General features: G+C 57.3%; 13 protein-coding genes. 9 read left to right on the forward strand and 4 right to left on the reverse strand.

The annotated features are described in order from the left end of the window. Nucleotides 1-115 precede the first annotated feature (115 nt). The 3 genes from queE to L1A08_RS18155 all read right to left on the reverse strand — a co-directional run bounded on the left by queE (nt 116) and on the right by L1A08_RS18155 (nt 2,347). Entirely contained in the window at nt 116-751 is a 636-nt protein-coding gene (queE, locus tag L1A08_RS23060; protein WP_390896920.1) for a 7-carboxy-7-deazaguanine synthase, read from the reverse strand. Next, entirely contained in the window at nt 748-1,452 is a 705-nt protein-coding gene (queC, locus tag L1A08_RS18150) for a 7-cyano-7-deazaguanine synthase QueC (protein ID WP_238757941.1), read from the reverse strand. Before queC ends, queE begins: the two co-directional genes overlap by 4 nt. A 493-nt stretch (nt 1,453-1,945) precedes the next feature. Next, nucleotides 1,946-2,347 carry a hypothetical protein gene (locus L1A08_RS18155; protein ID WP_238757942.1) on the reverse strand — a complete coding sequence of 134 codons (402 nt, stop codon included), beginning with the start codon at nt 2,345-2,347 and terminating at the stop codon, nt 1,946-1,948. Between the two features lie 566 nt (nt 2,348-2,913). Here L1A08_RS18155 and L1A08_RS18160 point away from each other — a divergent pair. The 7 genes from L1A08_RS18160 to L1A08_RS18190 all read left to right on the forward strand — a co-directional run bounded on the left by L1A08_RS18160 (nt 2,914) and on the right by L1A08_RS18190 (nt 11,620). Further along, entirely contained in the window at nt 2,914-3,291 is a 378-nt protein-coding gene (locus L1A08_RS18160) for a GNAT family N-acetyltransferase (protein WP_238757943.1), read from the forward strand. A gap of 511 nt (nt 3,292-3,802) precedes the next feature. Next, the gene (locus L1A08_RS18165; protein ID WP_238757944.1) at nt 3,803-5,773 is read left to right on the forward strand and encodes a DUF2075 domain-containing protein; all 1,971 of its coding nucleotides are present in this window, start codon (nt 3,803-3,805) and stop codon (nt 5,771-5,773) included. A 222-nt stretch (nt 5,774-5,995) separates the two neighbouring features. Beyond that, a complete protein-coding gene (locus tag L1A08_RS18170) occupies nt 5,996-6,853 on the forward strand; it encodes an amidohydrolase family protein (RefSeq protein ID WP_238757945.1) in 858 nt (285 codons plus the stop codon). Then, nucleotides 6,850-7,656 (forward strand): amidohydrolase family protein, encoded by an 807-nt coding sequence (locus L1A08_RS18175; RefSeq protein WP_238757946.1) that lies wholly within the window; start codon nt 6,850-6,852, stop codon nt 7,654-7,656. The genes L1A08_RS18170 and L1A08_RS18175 overlap by 4 nt, the downstream gene beginning before the upstream one ends. Before the next feature lie 12 nt (nt 7,657-7,668). After that, complete coding sequence (locus L1A08_RS18180; RefSeq protein WP_238757947.1) at nt 7,669-10,665, forward strand: PVC-type heme-binding CxxCH protein; 2,997 nt, start codon at nt 7,669-7,671, stop codon at nt 10,663-10,665. 263 nt (nt 10,666-10,928) lie between these two features. Then, nucleotides 10,929-11,240: a hypothetical protein gene (locus L1A08_RS18185; protein WP_238757948.1), complete on the forward strand. Its 312-nt coding sequence runs from the start codon at nt 10,929-10,931 to the stop codon at nt 11,238-11,240. Nucleotides 11,241-11,281: 41 nt separating this feature from the next. Further along, the gene (locus L1A08_RS18190; protein WP_238757949.1) at nt 11,282-11,620 is read left to right on the forward strand and encodes a four-helix bundle copper-binding protein; all 339 of its coding nucleotides are present in this window, start codon (nt 11,282-11,284) and stop codon (nt 11,618-11,620) included. A gap of 93 nt (nt 11,621-11,713) precedes the next feature. Here L1A08_RS18190 and L1A08_RS18195 read toward each other — a convergent pair whose 3' ends face one another. Further along, on the reverse strand, nt 11,714-14,878 hold the full coding sequence (locus tag L1A08_RS18195; protein ID WP_238757950.1) for an FG-GAP repeat domain-containing protein: 3,165 nt from the start codon (nt 14,876-14,878) through the stop codon (nt 11,714-11,716). Between the two features lie 661 nt (nt 14,879-15,539). Here L1A08_RS18195 and L1A08_RS18200 point away from each other — a divergent pair. Together L1A08_RS18200 and L1A08_RS18205 are read left to right on the forward strand one after the other, a co-directional pair. Continuing rightward, nucleotides 15,540-16,565 (forward strand): DUF1559 family PulG-like putative transporter, encoded by a 1,026-nt coding sequence (locus L1A08_RS18200; protein ID WP_238757951.1) that lies wholly within the window; start codon nt 15,540-15,542, stop codon nt 16,563-16,565. Nucleotides 16,566-16,625: 60 nt separating this feature from the next. Continuing rightward, nucleotides 16,626-17,093 (forward strand): carboxypeptidase-like regulatory domain-containing protein, encoded by a 468-nt coding sequence (locus L1A08_RS18205; RefSeq protein ID WP_238757952.1) that lies wholly within the window; start codon nt 16,626-16,628, stop codon nt 17,091-17,093. The last annotated feature ends 100 nt before the right edge of the window (nt 17,094-17,193 follow it).

Consider the following 17,193-nt stretch of genomic DNA (forward strand, 5'->3'; position numbering starts at 1 on the left):
CCAAGTTCGAGCTTTGGAAGAAATGGAAGCTCGACGAATACAACGGAGATGCAGTCGCCCGGAAACAGGGACTGCCTTTCTCTTCGTGCAGGTGACAACGATGTTCATCTTTGTGCTACCGCAGTCCCAGGAGTTTATGGGTCTGTATGCTCAACTCCCACTGAGGATGGGACAGGCAGTACTGAACAGCCAGTTGTCGATGGTGATCCAAATCTGGACCGTCCATTGGTTGCAGAAAGAATCTGTCAAAACCCCAATGCGCGCACTGCTCCGGCGTGATCCCGTTTTGAGGAAAGACGAGCTTGAGTTCGTCGCCTTCTCGCACGATACAATCTGCATTTGCTTTCGGGCTTACGCAGATCCAGTCAACCCCGTTCGGAACCGCGCGAGTTCCATTTGTTTCCACTGCAACTTCGAAAGAAGCTCGATGCAATGCCTCAATCAGTGGTGAGTCGAGTTGGAGCAGAGGCTCTCCTCCGGTACAAACAACAAACCGCCCACCGCCTGCATTCGGGGGCCAAGCCTTTTCCACGGCACCCGCTAATTCTTTGGCAGACTCGTATGCCCCGCCGTTGGAGCCATCAGTCCCAAGAAAGTCGGTATCGCAGAAACGGCATATCGCATTGGGACGATCTCTCTCGCGTCCGGTCCAAAGGTTACACCCCGTAAAGCGAAGAAACACTGCAGGTCGACCCGCATGTGCCCCTTCCCCTTGGAGAGTGTGGTAAATTTCTTTGACATGGTAACTCATGTCGTAAGTTGCCCTTGGTCAGAATACTGAACGGGGTCCTGCACTCCGTTCTCCGCGAAGCCGACAAGACGCAATGTGCATGCGTCACAGACGCCACAGGCTGCACCACTGTCCGTCGGGCTATAGCAACTTGATGTCAGTGAATAATCTACACCTAGCGTGAGACCCAACCGAATAATCTCGGACTTAGTCAGGCTGATCAACGGAGCGTGAATTTTGATTCGCCCTTGCCCTTCGCTCGTCGCTTTTGTCGCGAGATTGGCCATTCTCTCAAATGCCTCAATGTACTCCGGACGGCAATCAGGATATCCCGCGTAATCCAAGGCGTTCACGCCCACGAAGATGTCGAATGCCCCAACCGATTCGGCGAACGCCAACGCCAAGGAGAGAAATACGGTGTTCCGTGCAGGAACGTATGTCGCTGGAATGCCTGCACCCATTTCCTCAACAGTTCGACGAACTGGAACTGGCGTATTACTCGTCAAAGCCGAGTCGCCGAACATGTCTTGGCCAAGCTCGAAAATGCGATGCTTCTTGACACCATTCGAAGATGCAATCTTCTGGGCGGCTTCGATTTCACTCTCGTGTCGCTGCCCATACCGAAACGAAATCGCATAAGGCTCGAATCCCTGCGAGACGGCTACTGCCAGGGATGTCGCAGAATCAAGTCCTCCGCTCAATAGCACTATCGCCCGTTGCATCACCAGTCCCTCCTGCAAGTACGAGAATGTCCGAAGTCGGTGATCCGACACTCCTCCCCTCCAGGAAAGTACATTTCAACGGGACGAACCGTCAAGCAGATAACTGCAATGTTTTGGAATTGAATGTTATTGCAGTTAATTGGAATTCTGGCCACAAACTTGGACCACTTGGCGAGCACGGCGTAAAGAAGGCGATCCTGTTAACCGGCGTTGCGGGCCAGCGCTGGCGGCCGGCCGGTCAGGAGAACTCGACAGTTCTTCCATTGTGCTCTTGAGGAATAAGTTGAATCAACGCGGTCTGCACGCCACATCTGCCGATCTGCGGCGGTTGCTAAATCTCGAGTCATGTTAACCGTTGATGGTTTCTATGTGGCACGATCTGCCGCTGTTTGTGCTGGATCCACCGATCCAGTGAGTCACCCGGAATCCGAACAGTCGCATTCTGTATTTGCCATCCCTCTCTCAAGGATTTCTTGACCTGCTCAAACAGAAACTACTGGTCGCGATCATCGTTCGCGTGTTCATGATCGATCAGGGTTGTCGTTTCCATGAAGACGGGCAGCAAACCGGGATAGGTTTTCAGCAACGCATACTGCAGCCATTTCAAGAAGGTTGATTGACCGAAGCCAGTGTAGGTGATCAGCAGCGTGCGGCGGAAAGCGGGTTCCGCGATGAGTGCTTCCAACAGCAACTGGCGGTCGGCAAACTGGTTGTTCCATGACCAACGCCCCTGGGCGTCTTCTGTGGTTTCCTCATCTTCCAGATGGTCGTAGATATCCCAATAAAAACCCGACTTCGTGGTCGACTGCTCATGAATCTGCAGATGTAGCAGTTTCTGATCAGCAATGAATGGAGCCCTACGATGCGGAGGTTGAGAAACGATGGCACGAGACATGGAAGACGATTCACTAGGTAATGTGGGACCCTGAACTTCGACCTCAAATCCGTGGATTCACCTGGAAATGACAACTCTTGAGAGTTAGCAACCATGATGAACTTTCGAGACAGAAGTGTACACTGCAGAAGTGGAGCGATCATCCTTCCATGTGGTACACGCTAGCATTTTTACATCGCAGGTCGGGCAGGATCATGTTGTGGTGCGTGACGTTCTCGAGAGCACTTCCACGGTTCGGCCTGCGGTGAATTTCAGGACGGAGCGATCACGCATTCCCAATGGCATCGGAGGCATGCCGAGAAATTCGGGATGGCGCCGGAGCAGCAGCAAACGGGGGATTGTACCGGCCCTGTTTCGTAAGGGCCTGCCCCGCGTGCGAAGCAGGCCCTGTTCAGCACCGAGAAAGCCGGACCACCAGTCCACAACAATAAGGAAACGTGACCCTGAAAACATTGGGCCAAAATCCAACGTCGCAGTCCTGGAAAGTCCGACTGGCCACCGCCGCCGATGCTCACCGGTTGGCCCTCATTACCTGGCAAATTCTGTAGGAAACGGGACGGTGTCAGGTGTATGAATTCGGCCGCGCGCTACGCGGCGTCGAAACGGTGCTGAGCGATCCGGCTCATGGCGAATATCTGGTGGCGGAAGCCGACGGCTGTCACCGAGATCAACTGACGTTGATCTTGCACTGGCACGACCTGTTCGATGCGAACGTGGCGACGATCGAGCACGTCTTCGTACATCCAATGTATCGCGGCAATGCTGATTCCGAGAATCGCAAGGTCTATGATGCCCTGCATCAGCATGCAATCGAACGCTGCCGTCAGCAAAACGTTCCGCAGTTGAATTTGCACGTCGTCAGCGACAATCTGAGAGTTCAGCGGGCTTACGAAAAACGTGGGCTGACCGCCACGGGATTGTGGATGACGAAACGGTTGAACTGACAACTCCGCTGCAGTCGTCGCAGAACGATCACCTGAAGAACGAGAATCCAACCGGAAGGCCGCACATTGCTGGTCTTCCGGTTTTTCTCGCATCGCCGTTTGACCTATTCGGTTCCTCCAAGCTTCACTCCTATCTGTACTGCCACATATCGCGCGATAACATAGATTTGTTCCACTGAAATAGACTGATTGATTATCACGTGGGAGTGATGGTTTTCGGATCGATCATCACTGCGAAGTTTGTAGCAGTTTTGTAGCGTCTGTCGAAGTAAACTTGCGTTTTCTGCGGACATTAGATAGCATCACGCAATCGACGGAAGTCATTAAGCAGTAATATGTTGCTGCAGTCGGTGAACAGCAGCAAGCAAGGATTCAGGGAATCCCGTTCTCTCCGCTTCCCGAAAAACCGCCTTCCGCAAGTTGTTGAAAACCAACGCTTTGCGGAAGGCGGTTTTTTGTTTGGGGCTGGGTGTCTTTTCTGCTTTCGTGTTGCCAATTGGGTAGAGAACCTGTGCAGCGGTATTTCTATGCGGACTCGATTGCCTCCTTCCTGGCGACCGATCTCGATGGGATCGTGGGGCAGCTTGCACGTTTGAACGCGTTTTCCTTGGATTTGACGCAGCGTGATGCCTGGATTGCCCAGATCGAGTTACTGAAGGATCTGCTGTCCGAGCTTTCTCTTCCAGGCGAGATCTTCTTTGAGTATTCGATCCCGCGTCTCGGAAGACGTATTGACGTTGTCTTGCTGATCGATGACGTCGTTTTCGTCATTGAATTCAAGGTTGGTGAAGCCTCGTTCCCCGCTCATGCGATCGACCAAGTTTGGGATTACGCGCTGGATCTCAAGAACTTTCATGAGGCAAGTCACGATCTCACTATTGCCCCGATTCTTGTTGCGACACAGGCTCCCTTAGAAACGCCGTGTCCCGCGACTTCGCCTCGTGATGACGGCGTTTTGATCCCTCTGCGATGTAACTGCGATACGCTGGCACCGGCGATCCGGGGTGTACTTCAAAGTTTCGCCCGGGGTGATCTTATAAATGACTGGAAGACCGGCCGTTATTCGCCAACACCGACCATCATTGAAGCGGCTCAGGCGCTCTACAGCGGGCACAATGTCGCTGAGATTTCCCGGAGTGATGGCGAACTGGAACGGACCACCGATATTCTCGAAGCCGTGATTGAAGATGCTCGCCTCAACAACAGGAAATGCATCTGCTTCGTTACCGGTGTCCCGGGAGCAGGAAAAACTCTTGTCGGCTTAAATATCGCGACCAAACACATCAACCACGAGGAAAAGTTGCACAGCGTCTTTCTCTCCGGGAACGGGCCGCTCGTTTCGGTCTTGAGAGAAGCTCTGACTCGTGACCAACTGAGACGTGATCGTGAAGCGGGAAAGAAGACGATCAAGGAGCAGATCCGATCGCGGGTGAAGATGTTCATTCAGAATGTTCATCACTTTCGAGACGATTGTCTCGTCGATCGGTCTCGGCCCCCGATCGAGCACGTCGCCATCTTCGATGAGGCTCAGCGGGCATGGAATCTCGACCGGACCGCCAACTTCATGCGGCAACGGAAGAATGTACCGGGATTCGACCAATCGGAGCCTGAGTTCCTGATCTCATGCCTCGATCGACACGAAGACTGGGCCGTTATCATTTGCCTTGTGGGCGGTGGCCAAGAGATCAACTTGGGTGAAGCAGGTATTCAGGAATGGGTCGACGCAATCATTCGATCCTATCCCGATTGGCATGCGTATGTTTCCCCCCGGCTTACGGATTCCGAGTACTCGTCTGGAATGGCCGTTAAGCAGCTTCGAGAGCGGGGGAAGTGTATCCTTACAGAAGAACTTCACCTGACGGTTGCGATGAGATCGTTTCGTGCCGAGCAGCTTTCTGCGTTCGTCAAGAATCTGCTCGATCTCGAACTCCGGGAAGCGCGACAGCTATACGCTTCATTTCAGGACCGTTACCCCATGGCACTGACTCGCGACATCCAACTCGCAAAAGAGTGGATCCGCGAACATGCTCGCGGCGGGGAACGTTACGGTGTTCTCGCCTCGTCCTCTGCCCAGCGATTAAAGCCATACGCAATCGACGTGAGAGTGAAAGTTGATCCGGTCCATTGGTTCCTCAACCCCAAAGACGATGTTCGATCCTCGTTCTACATGGAGGACGTCGCGACGGAGTTTCAGGTTCAAGGGCTGGAACTCGACTGGGCTTGCGTGACATGGGATGCTGACCTGCGTAAAGGGGACGATTCTTGGACTCATTTTTCATTTCGCGGGCGGCGTTGGACTCGAGTCCGAAAGACAGAGAACCAACGGTATTTGAAGAATGCCTACCGTGTCCTGCTGACGCGAGCCCGACAAGGAATGGTTATTGTCGTTCCTCCCGGGGACCCGAGCGATCCGACTCGACGAGCCGAGTACTATGACCGGACGTACGAGTATCTGGCAGACACAGGGCTCCCCATTCTGTAGCGACTTCTATGCCCCGTGCTGTTTGGCACACTGAGACAGCGTAAACGCGAAAGTGTTGCCTGCGGATGAAAAACGCACGGTTCGATGTTACTGTGCAGAAGGTTCGAATTGCGCTCGACCCAATCATGATGCTTGCGGGGAGTAACTCGGTTGGCGAAATCCCGAGAGACAATCAGGGGCACGCACGATCTAACACGGCGGGCTCTCATGCAGGTTGGGGCGATGGCCGCGATTGCTCCTGGATGGCTGGCGGTTCGGGCGGATGATTCTGGTCGGGGCTACCTGGCGTCGCCGCCTGAGATCTGGGACAGTCATGTGCATCTTTCGAGTTTTGCGGGGTCCACTCCAGAGGCACGGGCGGAGGAGGCGTTGCGGGTGGCGACGCGGATGGGGATTGCTCGGCTGATTACGTTTATGGGGTGGCCGTTCGCGCTCGCGCCGTCGCCGGAGCAAATTCGGGAGCAGAATGATCAGGTGCTCGCGGCATTGCAGGTCGATCCTCGCCGGCTGCTCGGTTATGTCTATGTGAACCCGCTCGATCTGGAGGGGAGCCTGAACGAGATTCGCCGCTGCGTTGTCGATGGGCCGATGGTCGGGATCAAGCTTTGGGTGGCTGCCCGCTGCACTCACGAGCATCTCGATCCGATTCTCGAACTGGCGACGGAACATCAGGCCGCCATTTATCAGCACACCTGGATCAAGACGACCGGGAATCTGCCGGGCGAATCGACGCCGCAGGATCTGGTTACGCTGGCGAAACGTCATCCCGAAGCGAGGCTCATTTGTGGGCACTCCGGCGGGACGTGGGAACTTGGCCTGCGGATTATGCAGCAGGCGCCGTCGGTGATGTTCGAGATCGCTGGTGCGGACCCGACAGCCGGGATTACGGAGCGGGCGGTGGCTGAGTTCGGTGCGGAGCGGGTTATCTTTGGCAGCGATGCCGGCGGTCGCAGCTTTGCGACGCAAATGGCCAAGATCCTGGGAGCGGAGATCGACGACGAGGCCAAAGCTCAGATTCTTGGCGGCAACATTCGCCGGTTGCTCACGCCGATCATGAAGGCCAAAGGAATGCTGTCGTGAGCGTTGACTACGGATTTCCCTCTCCCGGGCCATTGATTGACGTGCACGTCAATCTGTCCCGCTGGCCGTTTCGTCGGCTTCCCGATGATGAGCCGGAGCGGCTGGTCGCGCGATTGAAACAACATGGTGTGAAACGGGCCCTGGCCTCGAGCTTCGATGGCCTGTTGCATCTCGACATCGGAGCGGTGAATCGACGCCTGGTCGCGGAGTGTGCGGAGTTTGGTCAGGGGATTCTGACGCCCATTGGAGCCCTGAATCTGTCGTTGCCGAACTGGGAAGCCGATCTCGACTGGTGTGCGCGAACATCGGCTGTTCGCGGCGTGCGGATCTGGCCGGGCTATCACACTGTGCCGCTGGATGATCCGCGGTTCGACTCCCTTTGTCGTCTGTGTGCGGAACGGGGCCTGCTTTTGCAAATCGTCCTTCGGCTCGAAGATGCCCGGACGGAACACGAGCGGTTCACCTCCACTGTGGTGGAGACTGCACCGCTGTCTGCGATAGTGGACCGTTATCCGGGGTTGAACGTCGTTCTGATCAATCCAGGACGGGATCTCCGTCCGGCTGCCGCGGGGGAACTGGCGAAAGCTGGTCGAGTCTTCTTCGACATCGGAATGATCGAAGGCGCGGAAGGGTTGATCAAGTATCTGCAGTATGTGCCGGCTGAGCAGATGCTGTTCGGCTCGCATTTGCCGTTCTTCTATTTTGAGGCGGCCAGCCTGCGGCTGTATGAAAGCAACCCCGGCGAACAAGTTCTAAAAATGATCACGTACGAGAACGCGGATCGGCTGCTCGCCCGTTCTTGAAGAGACTGCAAAATGACGAAACGCGTTTTGATCTTCTCTCTGTTTCTGTCGCTCCTTGCCAATTGTCCTCTCGCAGCCGAAGACACCCCTCCCCTGCCGATGGTTCCTGCCACGTCGCCCGACGAGGCCGCGAACACACTGCAATTGCAGGACGGGTTCCGGGCCGAGCTGATTGCGGCCGAGCCGCTCGTGTGCGATCCCGTCGATATCGCTTACGATGAGAATGGCCTGGCGTACGTCTGCGAGATGACCGACTACCCGTATGTCAGCCCGGATGATGACCGTCCCTGGGAAGAGCAGCAGTCCGAACCGATTGGCCGGGTGCGGGTACTTGAAGATACCGATGGCGATGGGCGGTACGATCGATCGGACATTCTGGCCGATGGTCTTTCGTGGCCAGCCGGGATCGCCTGCTGGAAGGGGGGCGTCTACGTCGCCGCGACGCCCGATCTGTTGTATCTGAAAGATACCGATGGTGATCGGAAGGCCGATGTCCGCCGCGTCGTGTTCGAAGGGTTTCGCAAGTACAACGTTCAGGCGGTGATGAACAATCTGGAGTGGGGGCTCGATCATCGCATTTATGCGGCCGGCTCGAGCAACGGCGGGCTGATCTCGGGCAAGGAAACGGATGCAGTCTCCCTGGGCCGCAACGATTTCCGGTTCACTCCAGTGGACGAGACGTTCGAGGTCATCGCCGGTGGAGCCCGCTTCGGGAACACGCGGGATAACTGGGGGCATCGCTTTCTCTGCAATATTCGCAATCCCGTCCAGCATGTGCTGTTTCCGTTGCGATATCAGCGTCGAAACCGGTCGCTGCTGCTTTCTTCTTCACTTCACGATGTAGCCGCTTCCGGCGATGCGATCGCCGTGTACCGCGTCAGTCCTCCGGAACCGTGGCGGGTCATCAGTGCGGAACGGCAGGCGAACTCCTTCGAGAAGACGAAGTACGACTCCACTCAAGCGACTGGCTACGTGACGTCTTCGAGCGGCGTGACCGTTTATCGAGGAGCCGCCTATCCGCCGGAATATTCGAGGAATGCCTTTGTCGGGGAGGTGGCGGGGAATCTGGCGATTCGGTATGTGCTGCAGCCGTCCGGCGTGACCTATGAGGGGCATCGTCCTTATGAACATGCTGATTTTCTGGCGTCGACGGACAACTGGTTTCGGCCGGTGAACTTTGCCAATGCCCCGGACGGCACCCTGCACGTCCTCGATATGTACCGGCAGACAATCGAGCATCCCTGGTCGCTGCCTGATGATCTGCAGGAACGACTCGATCTGACGGAAGGTCGCGATCGGGGGCGGATCTATCGTCTGATCCCGCCGAAGTATGCGGAGGGCTTCACCGCGCCGCCGCAACCTCGGCTCAGCGAGGCAACGATCGAAGAGCTTGTCAACGAGCTGTCGAATCCGAATGGCTGGTGGCGGGACACTGCTCATCGGCTGATTTACGAACGGCAGGATCCGGTGGCCATTCCGCTGCTCCGAACCGTGTTGAAGACGAGCCCGAATTCGCTGGCCAGGCTGCACGCGTTCTGGTCACTCTCTGGGTTGAATGCGCTCGAATCGGATGACGTTCTGATCCTGCTCGGCGATGAGGATCATCGACTGACGACGCAGGCGGTTCTCCAGGCGGAGCCGTATTTGAAATCCGATCCGAAGATTCGGGAAACGGTGTTGCAGCTGGCTTCTGCGGCCGAGAAGCCGCTTCGCTTTCAGGTCGCTCTGTCTCTCGGTGAGTCCCCGGGCGAGGACGTGACGCAGACGTTGATTGGAATGCTCAGAAAAGATGGCGACGATCCGTGGATGCGAGCCGCGATTCTGTCATCTCTGGGCGGCGAGGAACAACGGTTGTTGACCGACCTTCTGGCGGACGCTCCGTTCGCGTTGTCCCCGATCGGACAGCAACTTGTCCCCGATCTGGCGTATACCGTTTCCCAGAATACCGAGCCGAAGGATCTGCTGGCGATCATCAATCGACTCGACTCGCCGGACTTTGCAGGAGACGACGGGACGAAGCTCCGCGATGCGCTGTTGATCAGCAGCGGTCGGGGCTTGAAGCGACAGAGGCTCACGCTGAACGAGCTGGCGGAACTGACGGAGCATCCGGGGAGTTCGGTGGTCACGGAGTACATCGAGACGACGCTGGCCGCGATCGCGGATGAGACCGATGAGCCGGAAGTCCGGGCATCGCTCATCCCCCGGCTCGAATCGTTCGACTCCACCACGGTGTACTCGGCTCTGGAGCCGCTCATCAGTTCCCGGGAGCCTGCGATCCTGCAGGCGTCGGCCATCACCACATTGTCGACGTTTCCCGAGGATCGCGTGGCCGATCTTCTGCTGGCCCGCTATCCCTCGCTGTCTCCGTTGCAGCAGCAACTTGTTGTGGAGCGGCTTCTGACGCGCACGAGCTGGCTGAAGAAACTGTTCGATGCGATCGAGGCAAACAAAGTCGCGGCCAGTTATGTGCCAGCCGTCCGTCAGGATATCTACCGCAGAAGCAGCAACCAGGAGATTCGAGAGCAGGCAGCGCGACTCTTTCAGCCGCAGTCGGATACGGAACGAGGCAAGATTGTTGAGCACTATCTGTCGTCGCTCCCCGATCAGGTCGACATCGAACGAGGCCGTGAGGTCTACCGGAAGCACTGCTCGAACTGTCATCGCAGTGAGAAGGAGGGTTACGAAGTCGGGCCGCATCTTTCGACCGTGCGAAACCGCAGCGGTTCCGAGCTCGTTGTGAGCATCCTCGACCCCAATCGCGAGATCTCGCCCAATTATCTGAGCTACGTCGTCGTCACCGATGACGGCCTGCTGCACACGGGGGTGATCGTTTCCGAGTCGGCGACGAGTCTGACACTGCGGGGGGCGGATAAAAAGGAGATCATTCTCCCGAGAGACCGGATCGAAGAACTGCAGAACACGGGCCAGTCGCTGATGCCCGTCAGTCTCGAAAAGGCGCTCTCGCCGCAGGCCATGGCCGATCTCATTGCCTTCCTCAAGAGTCGTTGATTCAGAACGCCTGCTTCCTGACTGCTCCCTCTCGTTCGGTCGTCTTTCGGCTGGCCGATGAGCCATCGCGCTGTCTTCTGTTTCATCCGATCTAGGTCTGGTCGACAGTTGGGGATGGCGAAAATGGCATCTGGTTTCCCGCCAAACCCGTCTGGTGACGAGCTTCTTCCCGCACTGGCACGCTCTGTGCGAGTCCTTTCCCTCTGCAATGCATGAAGTGAATCGGCGGCTGCGTGCCGCCGCGAAGGAAAGGAAGGAAACTGATGTACAAGACTATCCTCAGCACAATCCTGACCGGAACACTGATGGCCGTCGGGCCGCAGCTCAGTGAAGCAGATGCCGGGAATCGGAACTGGAGCCGCAACCATTACGGTCATCGGCACTACGATCGGGGTTGGGACCGCGGACATCGCAACTACCGCAATCGCGACTGGAATGACTGGAACCGACGCCAGTACCGTGGTTATCGCTACTATGGCAACCGTAATTACAACCGGGGATATCCCTATGGGAACCGCGGGTATTACCGGGGCTACAACAACAGCCCTCGGTTTGGTTTCTACTACTCGTTCTAAGTCACAGGACGAACGAGCACTCTTTTAGAAGGAGATCATCGATGAGCCAGGAAAAATTTGCAGCCTGTATCGAAGCCTGCGTGCGATGTGCCCAGGAATGCGAGACGTGCGCCGACGCATGTCTGGGGGAAGAGAATGTCGCGAAAATGGCCGAGTGCATTCGGACCGATCGCGACTGTGCCCAGATCTGCTGGACGGCAGCCGCTCTGATGAGCAGAGGTTCGCAGTTCGCCGAAGAACTTTGCAAAGTCTGCGCAGATGTCTGTGATGCCTGCGCCAGCGAATGCGAAAAGCATGAGCACGATCACTGTCAGACATGTGCCCAGTCGTGCCGACGCTGTGCCGACGAATGCCGCAGCATGTCGGGCAGCATTGCTTGATCGCGATGAATGGTTGTAATGGAAACGAAAGAGCCCTCGGACTGCATTTGCGTTCCGAGGGCTCTTTTCATTGAGGCTACGTAATTCCGGGACTCAGGAACGGTGCAGCAGTTCCAGCAGTTCCTCGGCTCCGAACGGTTCGAAATTGTTTGCGGCACTGGCTGAAGTCAGCGGCGATGCCGGATTCTGTGCGGGTCGCTCAGCCGAGAGGTCGCCAACTTGCACGAACTGCCAGTCGACCGGAGCCCAGGTTTCGATCAATCGGTTGTTGAACGAACTCCCTGTCGATTCTCCTGTGAACCAGCGGCCATTGGCATCCCGACCGAGGATGTCGCTGATGCCATCGCCATTCGTATCCCCGACCTGCACATCGGCCAGTTCCCCCGCAGCGAACGACCAGTCGGCCCAGAAGTCGAAGTCGAACGTATTGATCCCGGCTTCCCCGACCCACCACTTCGAACCGTTCAGGCGAGCGGCGACATCATCCCGCCCGTCGTTGTTGAAGTCGCCGACCAGCAGCGAATCGAACGATTGCGTGACCGTGAGATCGGCGAACTTCACGCTCGCGAAGCCATTGGCCGGGCCGATCGATTTGGCCACGAACAGACTACGGTCCTGTCCCGTTCCGAACACGGCGACAATATCCTCCCGACCGTCTCCGTTGAAGTCCCCGGCCTGCGTGAACTCGACGCCCGAGTTGAGACTCCAGCGATGCGAGTCGAGGTACTGAAAGCGGGAGTTGGATGTCTTGACCATCCAGACGACGCCGGAGTTGGCGATCACGGCCAGGTCATCCCCTTTAACGCCGTCAAAGTTTCCGACGAGAACGTCTGAGATCCCGTGATAGTTCCCGTAGTTGCCCCAGTGCCGATTGACGAAGCCATCCCCTTCCGAGCGGGCAACCCACCAGCGACCGCGATCGCCGTTGTTGAACAGCCCGATGATGTCGTCGCGACCATCATTATTGAAGTCACCCACGTGGACCTCTTTGATTCCCGGAGCCGTCCAGCTGGTCCAGGTCGAGAAGGTGAACTGACCATCGGCGCTGCCAAGACCGACACGCCATTCTCCGTTATGCAGCCAGGCGGCGACATCCTGGATGCCATCGCCATTGAAATCGCCGGAGACGACTTTCTGGAAATCACTGGCCGGGCCCCGGGCGGCGACTTCGGTGGTGTAATTGCCGTTCTCATCGGGCCGCGAGATCCACCAGTTGCCGTTCACAAAGCCGATGATCGAGGACTTCGAAATGTTCGAGTGTCGGGTGAGCGTATGCTCGTACGTCCCGCCGGCATTGGAGCCATTCTCGGCCACGATGATCGTGTACGTGCCCGATTCGGTCAGCTCCGTCAGCTCGATATCGTGGCTCGTGTTGTAGTAGGTGTTGTAGAGCACCGCCTTGCTGGGGCTGACAATCGTCACCCAGGGAGTGAAGTTAGTCGCTTCAAGTTCGCTCAGCTGGTAGCGAATCGTATCGCCCGCCGTCGCCTCGAACGTGAAGACATCGAGACCGCCGGGGATCATCGTATTCGTTCGTGTTTCTCCGCTGAGGAGTCGTCCCTCATCGTCCGGCAGGGAATGAGTGGCCGGAGTCTGCACGAACGTGTGCTGGTATCCGCCGGTTGTGTTGCCGCCATTCTCGGCGACGACAATCGTGTATTCTCCCGACACCGCCAGATCGAGCAGCTGAATCTGGTGGCTGCTGTTGTAATAGGTGTTGTAGAGGATCGAGTTGTCGGGGCCGACCACGGTGACGTACGGCGTGAAGCTACCGGCGTCCTCGGCTTCCGCCAGACTGAAGAAGACATTGTCCCCTGACTGTCCGGTGAAGGTGAAGACATCCAGATCACCAACGCCGAGATCGTTCGTGCGTGTGACACCACTCGTGAGGGCCCCTTCATCGCCCGGCAGAGTCTGCGATGCTTTCGGCTGGACGAATGTGTGAATGTACTCGCCAACCGAGTCGCCCCCATGTTCGGCGACAATGATTGTGTACGTCCCGGTCGCCGGGAGATCGAGCAGCTGGATTTGGTGGCTTTCGTTGTAGTAGGTGTTGTAGAGAATCTCGTTATTGGGGCCGACCACCGTGACATACGGCGAGAAGCTTGAGCCGCCGGTGTTTTCGGCCAGCTGATAGAACGCATTCTCGCCCATCGTGGCCTCGAAGGTGAAGACGTCCAGATCGCCCAGACCGAGGGTGTTCGTGCGAGTCTGTCCGCTCGTCAGCACGCCTTCGTCGCCTGGCAAATCATGATTCGCCTGCGTCTGCACGAACGTATGCACAACCTCGCCTGTCAGATCGCCGCCATGATCACCAAGGATGACGGTGTACGTCCCCGTCGCCGCCAGGTCGAGCAGCTGAATCCGATGGCTCGCGTTGTAATAGGTGTTGTAGAGAACCTCGTCGCCGGGGCCGACAATCGTGACATACGGCGTGAAGCTACCGCCGGGGACCGCCTCGGCAAGGCTGTAGAACACGTTGTCGCCCGCCTGGGCCTCGAAGGTGAAGACGTCCAGATCGCCGGGATCGATCTGGTTGGTTCGCGTCTCACCGCTGACAAGCGTTCCTTCGTCCCCCGGCAGGTTCTGTGATGCTTCCGGCTGGACGAAAGTGTGAACGTACTCGCCAACCCCGTCGCCTCCATGTTCGGCGACAATCACCGTATAGGTGCCGGTCGCAGGCAGATCGAGCAGTTGGATTTGGTGGCTTTCGTTGTAGTAGGTGTTGTAGAGAATCTCGTTATTCGGGCCGACAATCGTCACATGCGGCGAGAAGCTTGAGCCGCCCGTGTTCTCGGTCAGCTGGTAGAAGACGTTCTCTCCCATCGTGGCATCGAAGGTGAAGACATCGAGGTCGCCGCGGGAGATCGTATTGGTGCGTGTTTCGCCGCTCGTCAGTTCCCCCTCATCGACCAGCACGGAAGCCGCGGCGTGAGTGGTCATCAGGGTGTGATAAAAACTTCCGGTGGCGTCGTGGTTATGCTCGCTGACCTGAATCGTATACGTGCCCGACTGCGGCAGATCGAGCAGTTGAATCTGATGGCTGGCGTTGTAATAGGTGCTGTAGAGCACGGTGCTGTCAGGGGCGATGATGGACACGTGCGGCGTAAAGGAAGAGCCGGCGACCGATTCGGTCAGCTGGTAGAACATGTGGTCCCCGGCCGAGGCCTGAAAGCTGAACTCGTCGACATCGCCGAGCGTTTCGATCGTCGTTTCGTAAGTCACTCCGTTCGCCAGCGGGGTCCCGGAAAGCAGCATTCGTTCTTCCAGCGGCGAAACGCTGGAACAGATTTGCGGACGACTGAGCCGTCGGCGGGAACGTTGGTCGGAGTTCAGCAAGAGGGAAGGAAGTTGCGGCAGGCGGGAAACAGAGCGCAGAAAATCGAACATGGAAGGCCCCCGTTGTCATTCGCCTCTCGCGCTGGAGAGGCATGGATTTGCGATTCAGAGCCAGCTTCAACAAGCGGCTGGCTCCGCGACAGGCCATCGCGGGCGTACACGATGATCGCCTGTCAAAATCCGAAACGAACAACAGTGCGGGATCTTCCGAACTATTTGGAAGAAATTTTGCGGAGCCCCGCGATTTCATGTCCCCTCCCCGCTGCATTCTACGGGCTTCTCTGCATTCCGAAGCCCGGCGACTTCGCTGACAAATCCGAGATTTCTTGCGCATCGGTCGTGCATCTCCGTTCGAGATTTACGCAGTCCAAACCCGAGACGCCGGAGCGACAGCGCTGCAGGCAAGCGGGCAACTCCCGGTAAGACAGGGCCTTCTGCGCTTTTCCGCACTTCTACTGATTATGGTCCGGCAATTGCCTCTTCTGCTCGGCAGCAGATCCTGCCGTGCGGCTTTGCGGCTGGAATCATTTTCCTTCCTGTGTTCCTTCCTACGTCAAGTGTCCCCACAAGGAGTGACTACGTGCTGTCGTTTACGTACACCGATGAGAGAAACCGGCTTCGAACTGCCTTTACGCTGATTGAACTTCTGGTCGTGATTGCGATCATTGCCATTCTGGTTGCTCTGCTTCTGCCGGCTGTCCAGCAGGCGCGGGAAGCCGCCCGGCGGACCTCCTGCAAGAACAACCTCAAGCAGGTTGGACTGGCATTGCACAACTATCACGATGTGAACAACATTCTGCCGCCGGCGTTGATCAACTCCGGACGTTACAACTCGACCAGCTTCTACTCCGGCAACAACCGGGTCAAGAATACGACCGGATGGGTCATGCTGCTCCCCTACATCGAGCAGTCGGCTCTGTACGATGCTTACGATCACGACCTCTGCTCGAGCAGTTCGAACCCGTATTCGCTGCCGATTGAAGGCGACGAGTCGACCAACAACGATGTCACGACCGCTTCGATCAAGATGCTCGAATGTCCGTCCGATCCGCTGGGTGGCGAACTCAGCAGCTATGTCAGCCCGACGAGCATGTACCATCACACCGAAGCTCGCCGCATCAGCTATACGTTCTGCGTCGGCTACAGCGATGACTACGGCGGGCCGTACTCGCCCAGCTCCTCGCTGACTCGCGGAGCATTCGGCAACAACGGAGCCGCCCGGTTCCGCGACATCCGCGATGGCCTCAGCAACTCGACACTCGTTGGCGAGTCGTGGGGTGGCGAAAAGATGAAGACGTATGAGTACTTCGGCCCCTGGGGTCTGAAGGGGATTCACACCTGCTGCCACGGTCGCGTTGTGAGTGGTTCGACGGTCAGCGATCCCGCCAGCTTCACTCCGTATGCTTCGCGGTATCACATCAACGCCGACTACAACGGGGACGGCAGCGGACGCCAGTACGCGTGGGGACTCGGCAGCGGACATCAGGGCGGGGCTCACTTCCTCTTCGCCGATGGAGCCGTGAACTTCCTCAGCGAGAACATGGATTATCGCACTTACGCTCTGCTCAACTACATCCGTGATGCGCAGGTGGTCGGAGAACTGTAAGTCCACCTCCGTTGAATTCTGAGATCCGCGAAACCTACTCTCCTTCAAATGCAAAGTGTGATGATGAGTCGAAACGGTCTGTACGCGTTCTCTGGCCTGTTCCTGGCCATTGCGATCGCCGGGTGCGGCAGCAGCGAAGCCGAACTGGGCACCGTTCCCGTCGCGGGAACGGTTCTGCTCGACAACCAGCCGCTCGCCGGAGCATCAGTCTACTTCATGAATGAACTTCGAACCGGCCAGGCCGTCACAGACGCCGAGGGCAAGTTTGAACTTCTTCAGGGAGCGGCTCCCGGGCCGAACCGGATCTACATCACGAAAGTCGTGAACGAATCGGGAGCACCGGTCGAAGAAGGCATGGACCTGGAACAGCTCAAAGCGTCTCAGGGACTTCCTCCCGGACCGGGGTTGCCGAAGGGCTTCAAGGAAGTCGTTCCGCCGCAGTACAGCGATCCGTTCAAGACGGAACTCACCCTCGATGTCCCGGCGGATGGAACTGATACGGCTGACTTCACCTTAACCGCGAACTGACTGCCCTGCTGAATCTCTCCTTCTGAACGCCTCGGAGCTTCCTCAAAGTTCCGGGGCGTTTTTTCGTATTGCGCCCGGCCGCCGTTCTCCAGAATTCACT

It is taken from the genome of Rubinisphaera margarita, assembly GCF_022267515.1.
Lineage (GTDB): Bacteria > Planctomycetota > Planctomycetia > Planctomycetales > Planctomycetaceae > Rubinisphaera > Rubinisphaera margarita.